6 protein-coding genes are annotated in these 14,720 nt (G+C 75.9%); 2 read left to right on the top strand and 4 right to left on the bottom strand.

Translation table 11 applies throughout. The features are described 5' to 3' along the window. Positions 1–241: 241 nt before the first annotated feature. A complete protein-coding gene (locus LZF96_RS02460) occupies positions 242–1,207 on the top strand; it encodes a DUF3027 domain-containing protein (RefSeq protein ID WP_233865171.1) in 966 nt (321 codons plus the stop codon). A 103-nt stretch (positions 1,208–1,310) separates the two neighbouring features. On the opposite strand, the gene LZF96_RS02455 is transcribed toward LZF96_RS02460, so the two are convergent. Further along, on the bottom strand, positions 1,311–2,051 hold the full coding sequence (locus LZF96_RS02455) for a sulfite exporter TauE/SafE family protein (RefSeq protein WP_233865169.1): 741 nt from the start codon (positions 2,049–2,051) through the stop codon (positions 1,311–1,313). Positions 2,052–2,167: 116 nt separating this feature from the next. Then, positions 2,168–2,485, bottom strand: a complete 318-nt coding sequence (locus LZF96_RS02450) for a hypothetical protein (RefSeq protein ID WP_233865167.1) — start codon at positions 2,483–2,485, stop codon at positions 2,168–2,170. A 428-nt stretch (positions 2,486–2,913) separates the two neighbouring features. On the opposite strand from LZF96_RS02450, the gene LZF96_RS02445 reads away from it, so the two are divergent. Continuing rightward, positions 2,914–6,447, top strand: coding sequence for a sacsin N-terminal ATP-binding-like domain-containing protein (locus tag LZF96_RS02445; protein ID WP_374203063.1), 3,534 nt, complete (start codon positions 2,914–2,916; stop codon positions 6,445–6,447). A gap of 774 nt (positions 6,448–7,221) precedes the next feature. On the opposite strand, the gene LZF96_RS26865 is transcribed toward LZF96_RS02445, so the two are convergent. After that, on the bottom strand, positions 7,222–10,929 hold the full coding sequence (locus LZF96_RS26865) for a CHAT domain-containing protein (protein WP_233865165.1): 3,708 nt from the start codon (positions 10,927–10,929) through the stop codon (positions 7,222–7,224). 981 nt (positions 10,930–11,910) lie between these two features. Beyond that, positions 11,911–14,709: an HAD-IC family P-type ATPase gene (locus tag LZF96_RS02435; protein WP_233865163.1), complete on the bottom strand. Its 2,799-nt coding sequence runs from the start codon at positions 14,707–14,709 to the stop codon at positions 11,911–11,913. Between the last annotated feature and the right edge of the window lie 11 nt (positions 14,710–14,720).

Below are 14,720 nucleotides of genomic sequence, written 5' to 3'. Positions count from 1 at the left end.
TGGTCGAACGGTGCCCTCCGTCTCGTCATTCACGATCGGTATGACGTCGCAGCGGCCCGTGTCCCGTCGTGGCGCGCCCAGCGTGCCGGTGCGGGGCGGCGGTGAATCGCGCGGTCTCCACATCCCGGAGCACGCGCCGCCGCGGCCCCCGCGTTCGGCGGCGATGCGGCAGCCGCTCCGTCGCCCCGTGATTCCCGGCGGCCCGGCACCCGAGCACACGGCGTAGGAGAGAGTCGATCAAGTGAGAGTTGGCACGCGAAGCCGCACCCCCGACCGGCTGTGCGCAGAGGCCGTCGAACTCGCCCGGGAGGTCGCCGAGGAGGTCGCCGCGCCCCGGGGCACGGGCCCCCATCTGGGGGTGGTTCACGAGGGGGACCGGCTGGTCACCCACCGTTTCGAGTGCCTGGACCCCGGGTACCGGGGCTGGTACTGGGGGGTCACGGTCGCCCGCGCCTCCCGCGCCCGGTACGTCACCGTGGACGAGGTCGCGCTGCTGCCCGGACCGGACGCCCTGCTGGCACCCGAGTGGGTGCCGTGGAGCGAGCGACTGCGGGCGGGTGACCTGGGTCCCGGTGACCTGTTGCCGGTCGAGGCGGACGACCCGCGTCTGGCGTCGGGCGGCTCCGGCCTCGGCGAGGCGATCGCGCCGCCGGTGCCGGACGCGGACGCCGAACGGGCCGGGGAACCGGAGGGGTCGGACGGCACGTCCGGGCCGACGGGCGCCGACGCACCCACCGGTGACGACTCCGTGGCCGACGGCGACGGCGAGTCCCTCGGCGGGGAGCCTCTCGGCGGAGACCCGGGGGAGCCCGGGGAGGCCGGCGGCGCGGAGGACGCGCACCTCGTCGAGCCGCCGGAGCGGGCCCGGATCGAGGCGGTGGCCCGGGAGCTCGGGTTCGGTCGGGCGCGGGTGCTCTCCCGGCTCGGCATCGAGGAGTCAGCCGAGCGCTGGCAGGAGGCATTCGGTCCCGAGACCCCGATGGCGCAGGCCGCCCCCGCCTCCTGCGCCGGCTGCGGATTCCTGATCCCGATGGCCGGATCGCTGCGGCAGGCCTTCGGGGTGTGCGCCAACGAGTACTCGCCCGCCGACGGCCGGGTGGTCTCCCTGGACTACGGCTGTGGAGCCCACTCCGAGGCGGCCCGGATGCCCGACTCGATCACCCCGCCGCCGCCCGTCATCGACCACCTGGGGGCCGATCCGCTGTGATCGGCGGAGCCGCCCCGGCCGGGACGGCTCCGACCCGCGTGGTCCGGGCCGGCCCCGTCCCCCCGGGGGACGGGGCCGGCCCGACCGTTTGACGGGGCCCGGTTCACCAGAGCGAGCGCACCAGCAGCGCCAACCCGGAGACCGACACCAGCGCGAGCAACGCGGTGCGGATGCCGGCCTTCCCCATCCGCCGGCGCAGCGGACGGGCGAGCAGGAAACCCGCGACGACGAACGGGATCAGCGCCAACCCCGCCACCACCTGCTCACCGGTCAGCTGACCACCCGCCGCCAGTACGCCCAACGACATCGCCGTGCCGCAGAGGAAGAAGACTCCCAGGGTGCCGCGCACCTTCGGCGCCGGTTCGTGCTGGTAGAGCAGGGCCACCGGCGGACCGCCGATGGAGGTCGCCGTGCCGGCCACCCCGGAGGCGATGCCGGCGATCACCAGGCTGCCCGTGGTGATCGGTACCCGCACCGCCCACCCGGTGGCGACCACCGCCAGCAGCACCATCAATCCGACCAGGGCGCCCAGCGTCTCCGGGGCCACCACCGCCACCAGCCAGGTGCCCGCCACCGCGCCCGGCAGCCGGGCGGGCAACACCCGGACCAGTCCCCACCAGTCGACGTGCCGCCACTCGGCGCGGATGGTGAACATCGGCAGCAGCAGGGTGGCCATCAGCATGGTGCCGGGCAGCAGGGTCGGGTCCATCATCGCCACCACCGGGGCGGCGATCAGGCCCAGCCCCAGCCCGATGCCGCTCTGCACGACGGAGCCGATGAGCACGGCGAGGCCGACGACCAGCAGGAACGGTGGGGAGGGAAGAGGAGGGAGCGAGGAGAACACGGAGAGGGGCTCGAGTGCGGAAAGCGCTTGCCACACAGGGCGGGCGGGATCGGGCACGTGTGCCGACGCTACGGGGCGCCGGAGTGTCGATCAACGCCCGGTCCGCCCCGTGACCGTCACATCGGCGCCCGGTCACCACCGGGGCCGGGGCCGCCTCCGGTGGGCCGCCACTCCGGCTCCCGCCCGCCGGTGGGCCGGTTCGGACCCGGTTCCCCCCGCCGCCATGCGGTCGCCAGGCGGTTCAAGAGCAGCAACGTCCCCGTGCCGACGGCCAGGCTGAACAGAAGGAGCAGCGCCCCGCCGACCGGGGAGAACTCCCCGCGCGCCGTCACGGTCACGATCGGGCCGCAAACGAACACCACGGCGACCCCCGCGTTGACCACCATCCAACGGCGGGACACGGGCGCCGGACCCCTCTCGCGGTCGTCACCCATCGGATGTGTTCTCCCTTCGCGCGGGCGGCTGTCGTGGCCGGCCGGTTCGGCCGGTTCGGCCGTGTCGTGGTTCCCGCGGATCGCGGGGCGGATCGCTCGCGTCGGTCGCCCGGTGGACCCGTGGCCGGGCGATTTCCGAACGCCGACGGGACGATTCCGCTCCCCGCCCGGGCGGTGCGGGTCCGCGGCGTCGGTGCCTCCCCGCCCGGTGGGCCGCGGGGACGCGCGTCCGGCCGGCCGTACCGCCCGGGGTCGACCACGGACGATGATCGTTCTCCCATCAATGTCATGCCCCCGGCGGTCCCCGCCACCCCGTCGTTTTCCGGCCGGCCCGCCCGGCCAACTCCCCGGGACCGGCCCGTGCCGGACGGTCGCCCCGGGGACACCGGTCCGGACCCGGACCGCCCCGGCCCGGTACTGTCCACCGCGTGAGCACCGATGCGAACGGCACCCCCGCCCCCGCCCGGGGCACCGCCGCCCCCGAGGCCCCGGACGTCTTCGACACCGCGCGCCTGCGGCACGCCGTGCTGGCCGCCTGGACGGCGTCCCCGGCCCGGTTCCGCGAGGACGCCAACGCCGAGGAGGACCTGGCGCGCGGCGGCTACCGCGACCGCCTCGTCATCGAGTTGGCGCAGAACGCCGCCGACGCCGCCGCCCGTGCCGGTGTCCCCGGCCGGCTGCGGCTGACCCTGCGAGACGGCCTGCTGACCGCCGCCAACACCGGCGCGCCCCTGGACACGGCCGGCGTGGAATCGCTCTCCACCCTCCGTGCCTCGGCGAAGCGGGACGAACCCGCCGAGGGACGGGTGGGGCGTTTCGGCGTCGGCTTCTCCGCCGTCCTCGCCGTCACCGACACGCCGGCCGTGCGTGGACGGGCGGGAGGCGTGCGGTGGTCGCTGGCCGAGGCCGTGGCCCTGGCCGAGGGGGCCGCCGGGACGGAAGACGGCCCGGGCGACGGTTCGGGCGACAGCCCGGGTGAGAGGGCCGGTGCCGCGTCGACCGGCCTGGCCGTCGAACTGGCCCGCCGCGCCGGGCAGCGCCACGCCGTGCCGCTGCTGCGTCTCCCACTGCCCGCGCCGGCCCTGACCCCGGCCGGAGCCGGGGCCTCGGATCCCGCCGACGGCGACCCCCGGGGGGCCGATGTCACCGCCCCGGTGGAGTGGGAGACCGTCGTCGAACTGCCGCTGCGCGACGCCGCCGCGGCCGAGTTGGCCGACCGCCTGCTGGCGGCCGTGGACGACACCCTGCTGCTCGCCCTGCCCGGACTGGCCGAGGTCGTCGTCGAACGCCCCACCGGTCGCCGCCGGTTGACCCGTGCCGAGGACCCGGACGACCCGGCCGTCGTGGTGATCCGGGACGGCGACCGCGTCACCGCCTGGCGCATCGCCTCCGCCGCCGGCGAGGCCGCCCCCGACCTGCTCGCCGATCGCCCGCTGGAGGAGCGCGAGCGCCCCCGGTGGTCGGTGACCTGGGCCGTCCCGGTCGGCGCCGAAGGCGGACCGGTCGCGCCGCCCGGTCCGCGCGTCGTGTACGCCCCCACCCCCACCGACGAGCCGTTGGGTATCCCCGGCGTGTTGCTCGCCTCCTTCCCGCTGGAGCCCACCCGCCGGCACGTCGCCCCCGGTCCGCTGACCGACTTCCTGATCGACCGTGCCGCCGACACCCTGGCCGGCCTGATCGGCGACTGGCGCCCCATCGGTCCCGGCACCCTGGACCTGGTGCCCGGCCCGCTCGGTGGAGGAGCCCTGGACACCGCGCTGCGCGAGCGACTGTTCACGCTGCTGCCCGAGGTCCCGTTCCTGCCGCCCGCCCTCCCGCCCGCGTCCGCCGGCACGTCCGCCGCCGCCTCGGCCGAGGAGGAGGCCGCCCGGGAGGCGACCGCCGGGGCGCCCCTCGCGGACGATGCCGAGCGGGACGCGCCCCGGGCACTGCGCCCCTCCCGCGCGGAGCTCGTGGAGGGCGCCGGCGCCTCCACCGTCCGGGTACTCGCCGACCTCTTCCCGAACCTGCTCCCCGCCGGTCTGGAACGCAGCCCCGCGCTGCGTCTGTTGGGCGTCGGCCGGATCCCGCTCGGCGAGGCGATCGACCGGGTCGCCGCCGCCGACCGGCCGCCGACCTGGTGGCACGGTCTGTACGACGCCCTGGCCGGCACCGACCCCGACCTGCTCACCGGCCTGCCGGTGCCCCTCGCCGACGGCCGCCCCGTGATCGGCCCGCGCGGTGTGCTGCTGCCCCTCCCGGCCGGGGACACCGACCGTGCGGATGCCGCCGACCGTGCCGGGGACGCGGTGGGGGCGGGGGAGCCCGACGACATGTCCCCCGCCCGACTGGCCCGACTCGGCCTGCGCGTCGCCCACCCCGGGGCCGTCCACCCGCTGTTGGAGAAGCTGGGCGCCGTCCCCGCCGGCCCGCGCGCGGTGCTGGAGACACCCCGGGTGCGCGCCGCCGTCGCCGCCTCCGTGGAGGACGACCCGCTCGGCGATCCGTTGGCGGACCCGTTGGCCGACCCGTTGGCCGACCCCCTCGACGAGGAGGGGAACCCCGCCGGGCCGTTGCGCGCCCCGGAACTGGCCGACATCGTGCTCGGTCTGGTCCGGGCCGCCGGGATCGAACCGGGTGAACTGCCCTGGCTGGCAGCCCTCGCCCTCCCCGACGAGGACGCCGAGCCCACCCCGGCCGGTGAACTGGTGCTGCCCGGCAGCCCGTTCCACGCCGTCATCCGCGACGGCGAACTCCCGCTGTGCGACCCGGAACTCGTCGAGCGGTGGGGCGAGGGCCCGCTGGCCGCGGTGGGTGTCCAGGCGCGTTTCGCGCTGCACCGTGCCGAGGAGGTCCTCCTCGACCCCGACGAGCTGGTGCCCGAGGACCGCCGGGACCCCGGCTATCCCGAACCCGACGACCTCGGCCTGCTCGACGCCGTGGACGTGTGGTGCGAGGACGCCCTGGACGACCTCCCCGACACCCCGCTGCCGCCCGTCGCCACCGAGGTCACGGGTGTGCGGGACCTGGAGTTGGTGGACGACGACCGTTGGCCGCTCGCCCTCGCCCAGCTCTCCGAACCGCCGTTGCGCGACGCCCTCACCCGGCCGGTGCGGGTGCTGCTGCCCGACGGGACCATGCGGACCACCCGCCCCTACACCGCGTGGTGGCTGCGCGGCGCGCCCGTCCTCGGCGGCCGTCGCCCCGCCGGTCTGCGGACCACCGACGGCGACCCGCTGCTCACCGACCTGTACGACACCGTGGCCGCCGGGCACACCACCGGCGTGGACGAGCGCGTACTGCGCGCGCTGGGGGTGCGCACCACCGCCGCCGCGCTCCTCGACGAGCCGGGCGGCGCCGCCGAACTGCTCTCCCGCCTCGCCGACCCCGATCGGGAGGTGGACCCCGCCCGGCTGCACGGTCTCTACACGCTCCTCGCCGAACTGGACCCGGAGGAGGTCACCCTCCCCGACGAACTGCGCGCCGTCGTCCTCGGCGGTGACGACGGGACCGACGCGCGGGGTGGGATCCGATGCGTCGTCGTGCCCGCCGGCGAGGCCCTGGTCGCCGACGCGCCCGACCTGCTGCCGCTCGCCGCCGGTCGCCCGCTGCTGCCCTGCGATCCGCGCCGCGCCGCCGAGCTCGGTGTGCTGCTGGAGGTCCCGCTGCTGAGCACGGCCCTGGCCGCGAGCACCGCCGTTCCGGCGGACGCGGGGGAGGAACGCGAGGTACCCGCCGCAGTCCGGGCCCTCCTGGGCCCCGACACCCCGACCCGCTACCGCGAGCACGAGGAGCTGGTGGTGGACGGCGTCGAGGTGGACTGGCGGCTGTGCGGCGGCGTCGTGCACGCCGCCACCGTGGAGGGCCTGGCCGCCGGGCTGGCCCGGGCCGGTGGTCGGTGGTCGGGACGGTTCGAGCTGGCCGCGCTGTTGGAGGACCCGTCCCGGACCGCGGAACTGGCCGTGGCCCGCTGGTTCGACTGACCGGCGGGACCGGGCGGGTGCCGGGTTCCGGGTCCCGGTGGGAGTCCTCCTCGTCGGGGGCGGGCCGTCGCGGAACCGCGCGGTGCCGCTCCCGGGCCGGCCCGGGCCGGTGGTCGGTGGTCGCGACGGTTCGTGCCGGCCGCGTTGTTGGAGGACCTGTCCCGGACGGCGGGGCCGGCCGGGGTCCTCCGGTTCGACCGACCGCCGATCCGGGAGCGGCGCGTTGTCGACCACCCGGTCCGTACCCGTCGCGGAGGACCTTCCGCGATCCCCGACCGCCGCCGGCGACCGGTCACGGCGCCGGCCGGGAGACGCACCTCGGCATGGGACCGGTGTTCGACCCGGGGCGGTCCGCCCCGGTGCCGGCCGACGCCGGGTTCCGACACCGATCGCGAGGCCACCCCGCCCCGCGCCTCCGTCGTACCTCGTGACGCCACGTCGCCGGGGGCCGGCGACGGCCGATGAAGGAGGCGCACGGGCGGGCCCCGGAGGAGTGGCGAGCACGCCTCGCCGGCGACGGCCGGTGATGAGCACGCCGTCGCCGGGACGCTCCGGGGCACGGTCGCCGTTCCGAAGCCGAGCGGTCCGGGCGGGAGGCGCCGCGGTTCCCGAACGGGACGGCCGCCCCGCCGCCGAGCGGAGTCTCCCGAACAGGGGAGGTGTGTCGGGATCCGGGGCACGGACGCCGGCGATCCGCGGCCGCCCGCGCCCCTCCGCCGTCGGGTACGGGCGCCCCGGGTTCCCGGGGCCCCGGGAACCCGGTCGGACGGCGGGTCAGGCGCCCACGTGGTGCGGGGCGGCCCACAGGGACGGCCCGGCTCCCGTGGTCCGTCGCGCCGCGCGCACCGCGGCGTGCAGGACACGGGCGGTGTCCGGGAACACTTCCCCGTTCCCCCCGGCCCTCGCACGGCGCAGCCGTAGGTGGAACTCCCGGGCCAGTTCCACCGCGAACTCCCCGGAGGTGGTGGCGGACGAGTGTCCTCCCTCCCGGGGCGATCCGTCGCCGGCCGCGTCCCCACCCGCGTCGGCCCACGGCCACAGCGGCCCCACCACCGAGGGGACCCCCGCGAGGTACAGGGCCACGGTCGGGGGCGGCGCGACGACCTCTCCGTCGATCGGACCCGGCGGCGGCCCGTACGCGGACAGGTACGCCAGCCGCGGCCCCGGACCGTCGAACCGGTGCTCCTCTCCGCCGGTGCCGGTCACCAGATGGGCGACCGTCGCGCCGCGCAGGGAACGCGCCGCAGTCCGCGGATCGCCCGGCGGGTCATCGGTGCCGGGGCCACCGAGGACCGGCGCACCGGGCAGTAGACCGCGCACCGCCATGACCTCCCGCGACGCCGGCCGACGTCCGCCGAGGACTCCCCGGTCACCCACCGCCACGACATGGCCCCGGGCAGGCTCCCCCATGCCTTTCCCGTCGGTTCCGACCCCCGGCGGAGGGACCGCCGCGCGCTCCCGGGCGAGCAGCAGGGAACGGATCGAGGGCACCGTCGAGGACACCACCCGGTCCGCCAGGACCCGACGGCCCGGGGCACCCGGCGGGTCGTCGTGGTGACCGGCCGCGTGCAGCGGCAGGTGCGCCAGGGCGCCACCGGGCACCCACCACAGGCGGGGTGGGAGGTCCCCGGACGCCCCGGTGCCGGCCCGGACGGGCCCGCGGGAGCCGAGAGCGCTGAGGACGGGGCCGGCCACGGCGTCCCACAACCAGCGCAGCACGGCGTCCACCTCGTCCTCCGCGGCCGGTCGTCGGGAGGCCGGCACCCCGGCCTCCCGGGCGAGGACGAGGGCGTCCCGCAGGGTGTCCACGGTCGCGCCGACCGCGTTGCGGGTCAGCGACGGGAGCTCGACCCGCCGCACCGTGCCGTCGACGGCGACCAACGCGTCACCGTGCCGACGACCCGCGACCAGGGTCACCACCGGCCCCCGATCGGCGGCGGCGAGCAGCCGATCGGGGTCCGGCAGTCGTGCCGGGCCGATGAGGGTGCCCGCCACGGCCAGCCGGGCGTCCCGCGCCCTGGCGGGCAGGTGCTCGGCGTGCTCCAGCAGGGTGATCGGCCCCTCGCCCGTGACGGGCACGGTCTCCAACCGGCGCCGTGCCGCCCTCGCCCCGCCGGGCGGGGCCGCGGGAGAGGGGCCACCGGTGGCCGCCGGGGTGCCGACGGCGGCTTCCCGGTCGGTGCGTTCACCGGCGACCCACCCCGCCGACACGGCGTGATCGGCCGTGCCCGTCACGGGCGGGGGATCGACCACGGCGTCCGGCAACGGCCCCGGGGCCACCGGCCTGCCCGCTTCCACCAGGGACAGTGCCCGACGGGCCCGTTCGACGGTGCTGCCGCCGGCCGGATCGGCCACCGCCAGGGAAGCCGCCTCCTCACCGGGTTCGGCCGGCGATCCCGACGGCCCGGGGGCGGGAGCCCGACCCGGACGATGTGATGCGCGACTCCCGTCCGAGATCATCAACGGCAACAACTCCACCGCCCGGGCCGCCATGGCGGCCGCCGCCGTCGGGTCGATCGGCTCGAGCAGGCCGGCGGCCCGACGCGCCGACTCCACACGCAGGGAGGGGCGGGCGGTCTCCGCCGCGGCGACGACCGCCAGCGCGTCGGCGGCGGCCCGACGGTCGTCCACCGCACCCGTCAGTTCGTGTCGGCGCGCCAGCGCCCGGCCCAGATCGGCCCAGCGGGGAACGGCCGTGGCCACGACCCCTTCCGGGGACGGGATGACGCTCCCGGGAGCGCCGTCGGTGTCGTTCCGCCGGCCCTGTCGGAGACCGTCCGGTTCGCCCGGCCCCTCCTCATCGGGTGCGGGTGCGGGTGCGGGTGCGCCGGGGGCGTTCCGGCCGGGCGGGACGCCGACACAGGCGTCCAGCAGCATGTTCACGGCCCGCTCCAGGTCCCCCTCGGAGCCGACGTGCGCGTGCCGGTCGCGCAGCACCGCGCCGAGGTTCCCCGACAGCACCGGCCGCAGCGGGTGCTCCGTCGGAAGCAGCGCGATCGCCTCCTCCAGGGCGGCGACCGCGTCGTTGAGGGCGTTGGGGTCCCGCCCCCGCTCGTGTCGCAGGCACAGGGCGGTGGCCAGGTTGGACAACGCGACCGCCCGAACCCGATCTCCCGACCGGCTCGCGGCCACCGCCCGCCGGGCCGACTCCACGGCCCGTTCCGTGTCCTCCGCCGCCCCGGTGCGCCGATACCGGACCTGCACCAGGGCACCGAGCCCGTCCAGCCGCGCGGCGGACGACCGGTCACCGACCGGAGTGGTGTCCACCGCCAGGGCCTGCGCCTCCACGGCGGCCTCCAGGGCCGCGAGTTCGCCGGTCCGCTCGTACCGCAGGCGCAGCGCGACCGCCAGCGCCCGGAGGTGATCGGGGCGACGCGGATCCTCCCCGGCCGGCGCGCACACCGACCGACGGGCGCACTCCACGGCGCGTTCGGCCGCCCGTTCGTCCCCGACCCGTTCCCACCGCACCCGGAAGGCGAGGCCCAGCAGGGCGAGTGCCTCCGCGCCCGCCGCCGTCACCGGCTCCCCGGCGGCCGGGATGCCGTCGGGTCCCTCCAACAGGAGGATCGCCTCGTCCACCCGCGAGGTGTCGGTACCGGGCGAGCACGTCCCGACGGAGATCAGGGCGGCGGCCAACACCGACGTGGCGGCACGTCGGGAGGACCGGGCGTCCGGCGTGTCCGTCGGTACCCGGGCGGCGCCCCGGCGGCTCTCCCCGGGGGCGCGGTCCGCGGCGGCCGCGGCGAGCCGCGCGATGTGCAGGGCCTCGATCGGGTCGGACGACTCCGGGCCGGGACCCTCGGCGGGGGAACCGCCCTCGGCGTGCCGCCGCAGTAGCCACCGGGACAGGTGGGTCAGGGCGCGGGCGCGCTCCCGGTGGTCTTCGGGCAGGTCCCGCAGGACGCGACGCCACAGGGCGATGGCGTCCGAGGCGGTGTCGGTGGCGCCGGCTCCCGTCGCGGCCCCGGCCGGCGCGGGAGCGTCGAAGACCCTCTCGGCGAGAACGGGGACGGCCCGCTCGGCCAATGCCGAAAGGGCCCCCGAGGGAAGCCGCCGTACGTACTCGGGATCCTTCGGGGCCCACAGATAGCAGGGCAGGAGGGCGTCCAGGGCGGCCCGCCGCTCGCGTTCGGCCGCGCGACGCCGGAAGCGGATGCCGTCCGCCCGCAGCCAGCGCACCCACCCCAGGACGTAGTGCGCCTCGATGAGCTCCCCGCCGCCATCCGGCTCGGCCACCGGATCGGGTGAGGCGTTCAGGAAGGAGGCCAGACGATCCGCCTCGCGTCGTGTCCCGCGCTCCAGCACCGGGGCGTGGTCGGCCTCGGCGCGGGTGCGGCGCAGCCGTCGCCGCACGGCCCGCACCAGGAGCTCACGGTCGTGGCGGAAGTCCTTGTCACCGACGGGGTCGGGGGTACGGACGTGCCCGGGGGCGTCCCCGGAGGTGCCTTCGGGGGTGTCCCCGGTGGCGTTTTCGACAGGCACCGGCGGGGGTGGCGGGTTACCGGTGCCGGTGCCGGTGCCGGCACCGGTGCCTGTGCCGGTGTTCGGACGTGGGGCGACGGGGGATGGCCCGGGGGAGGGGGCGGCTACGGAAGGGGGTTCGTCCTCGGCGCGCTCCTCCCGGGCCGATCGCACACCGCTCACCGTCGGGCCCCCGAACGGGAATCCCGGCGGGCACGACGACGGGTACCGCCCGGCTCCGGGCAGGGCGCAGGACGACGTGCGAGGGGGATCCTCTCCACCGCCGACCCCCCGTTCACGGCTGTCCCTCCGCTCCCGATCGGTGTCCCGTTCCCGGTCGGGTTTTCGGAACCTCCCGCCATCGCGTCGAGCCACCGTCCGGGAAACGCGCCGGTGGCGGAGCCGCGCGACGCCGGAGTCCACGGTACGGACCTCGGGGCGCCGACCGTGCGGGTTTCGCGGTTTCCCACCGGGCCGCCCTCGGGGCGGCGACAGCCGACGGGTGAGGCGGCCCGAGCGGGACGCACCGATCGCCGGGCGCCGGCCCCCGGTTCACCCGTCCGAGCGAACCGCTCGGACGATCCCGGGCACGTCCGCCCCCGATCCGGCCTCATGCGCATGTCCCTCCCCATTCGATTCGGCCCACCCGGTCGAAACCACCCGGAGGCCGGGCGGAAACCACCCCGGCTCCGCACATCGTGCCTTCACGACACGGTGCTTTCATGACGCCGTGCCGTCGTGTCCCGGGGCGTCGGACGGCTGCCCTGCGACACGGGGGCGTGTGCCGGTGATATGCCCGGGAGTGCCATCCGCACACCCGGGGCGTGCGGCCCCGGTGCCTCCCTCGGTTGGACGCGGTGGACGAGCCCCGAAGTGCCGTGCGCCCCAACCGCGTCCACGCGCACACCGGGATCCCGGGACCACCCGACCATGGGGGAGACCCGGGCCGCGTCGTCACGCTCCGGGGACCGGCGGCCCCGACCGATGTCCGGCCGGTGTACGTCACCCGCCCGCGTGCGGTCGGTCCGCGCCATTCCGGGAGGCCCGCCGTCCCACCCGGCCGGGCTCGACCGACACGGCGGCACCGTGCGGCTCCTCCGGCAGATCGGGCCAGTACCGGGGAATGATCCGCCAGACCGCCTCCAGGCCCAGCACCGCGATGCCCGCGACGGCCACCGCCACCCACGGCATCGTCATGCCGACCAGGCTCAATGCGAAGACCCCCTGCAACCAAGGGGTGGCCAACACCGTCAGGAACCCGCACGCCATCACGGCCAACAGACCCACTCGCCACCAGGTGTACGGCCGGGCGATGATCGACAGCACGCCCAGCGCGACGAGGAACAGCGTCAACGACGCCGCGCTGGTCTCCGCCTCCAAACCGGCCTCCGTGGCGCCGTAGTGCCGGCGGGCCAGCAGGTACACCGAGAAGGTCGAGACGCCGGTGATCAGACCGAATGGTACGGAGACCCGCAGAACCCGACGCACGAAGTGCGGCCTGGCCCGCTCCCGATTGGGCGCCAGCGCCAGGAAGAAGGCCGGCAGGCCGATGGTCAGCGCCGAGATCAGCGTCAGGTGACGGGGCAGGAACGGATAGGGCACCTGGCTGATGATCACAGCGAAAGCCATGAAGACCGAATAGACGGTCTTGGTGAGGAAGAGGTTCGCGACCCGCTCGATGTTGCCGATCACCCGACGGCCCTCGGCGATCACCGACGGCAGCGTGGCGAAACTGTTGTTCAACAGCACGATCTGCGCCACGGCCCGGGTGGCCTCCGACCCCGAACCCATCGCGACACCAATGTCGGCGTCCTTGAGCGCGAGCACGTCGTTCACGCCGTCACCGGTCATCGCCACGTCGTGCCCCCGGGACTGCAGGGCGGCCACCATCTCGCGTTTCTGCTGCGGGGTGACGCGCCCGTAGACGGTTCCCTTCTCCAGCTCTCCCGCCATCCGCGCGGGATCCCCGGAGAGGGAACGGGCGTCCACCGGCCGGTCGGCGCCCGGGAGGTCGAGCTCGGCGGCCACCGCTCCCACGGAGACGGCGTTGTCACCTGAGATGACCTTGGCCTCGATGTCCTGCTCGGCGAAGTACCGCAGGGTATCCGCCGCCTCCGGACGCAGACGTTGTTCGAGTACCACCAGTGCGGTCGGGATCGATGCCGCGCCGGCGGGGCCGTCCCCGGCCTCGGTGAGGGATGCCAGGCGGTCGGCCGGCAGGTCGGAACGGGTCAGCAGCAGCACTCGCAGACCCCGGGAGTTCAGGCGGTCGGCCTCCGTGAGCACCGGGTGACCGGGGGGCAGCAACACGTCGGGGGCGCCCAACAGCCAGGTCCGGCAGGTACCGTCGGGTTCCACGAGCGCCGCGCCGCTGTACTTGCGGGCGGAGGAGAAGGGCAGCGTGGCGACGGCTCGCCACCCCTCGGGAGCGGGATGGGCCTCCGCGATGGCCCGCAGACTGCCGTTGGGGTGACGGTCTCCGGCGCCGAGCGCACCGAGCACACCGCGCAGGTGGGCGCTGTCGATCACGGAGTGGGCTTCCGTACCGTCGGAGGCGTGACGGGTGGCGTCGATTTCCGGGGGCGGCGCGAACCCGGATCCCCGTTCGGCGGCCGGGGTGGCGGAAGGGGGAGCGGGGGTCTCGGGACCGGCGGGGTCGGTGGAGTTCCGGACGGCTCCGACAACTCCGCCGCCCGTGCGACTGCTCGCGGTCACCGGGGCACGTCCGGAACCGCGCTTCGGTCCGGTGGCATCGGGAACCGGATCGCCGGGGGACACGGGGGTGGGGGCCGTGCCGGCTCCGTGGCGCGACGGCGGGAGGACGCCCCCGGGCAGTGGCCGCACCTCGCGGACGTCCATGCCGCCCTCGGTGAGGGTTCCGGTCTTGTCCAGGCAGACGACACTGACCCGTGCCAGGCCCTCGATCGCCGGTAGTTCCTGGACCAGACACTGCTGGCGACCCAGTCGGATGACGCCGATGGCGAAGGCCATGGAGGTGAGCAGTACCAGGCCCTCGGGCACCATGACGACGATCCCGGCCACCATGCGGCGGATCGCCTCGAAGGTGTCGGCCCCCTCCACCGACAACTGGCTGATGATCAGCCCGATGGCGGCGGGGATCATCAGCAGCACGCAGAACTTCAGGATCCGGCTGATACCGCTGCGCAGTTCCGAGTGGACCAGGGTGAACCGGGACGCTTCCTCGGCGAGCTGCACCGCATATGCCTCCCGACCCACCCGGGTGGCGGTGAAGGCGCCGCTCCCCGCGACGACGAAGCTGCCCGACATCACCGTGTCCCCGGGACGCTTGACCACGGGATCGGCCTCGCCGGTCAGCAGCGACTCGTCCACCTCGAGGCCGTCGGCCTCGTTCACCACGCCGTCGACGACGACCTTGGCTCCGGAAGACAGTTCGATCACGTCGTCGAGAACGATCGAGTCGGTGGGGATCGGCCGTGCCTCCCCGTCCCGTCGCACCACCGGCCGGGCCTCGCCGATGACCGCGAGGTTGTCCAGGGTGCGCTTGGCTCGTAGTTCCTGCACGATGCCGATGAGGGCGTTCGCGATGATCACGAAGCCGAAGAGGCCGTCCTGGATGGGGCCGACCACCAGGATGATCGCGAAGAGGGTGCCGATGATGCCGTTGAACAGGGTGAAAACATTGGCCCGGACGATCTCCGCCGTGGAGCGGGAGGATCGGACCGGAACGTCGTTGACCTGGCCGCGGGACACCCGGTCGGCGACCTCCGTCGCCGTCAGCCCCTGCACCTGGCCGGTCGTGTCGACCCGGGTCTGCGTCATGGTCCGACCCT

Origin of the sequence: Streptomyces sp. ST2-7A, assembly GCF_021390475.1 — a bacterium.
Classification (GTDB): Bacteria; Actinomycetota; Actinomycetes; order Streptomycetales; family Streptomycetaceae; genus Streptomyces.
The sequence above is the reverse complement of the archived record's forward strand: the minus strand, read 5'-3'. Positions and strand labels throughout refer to the sequence as shown.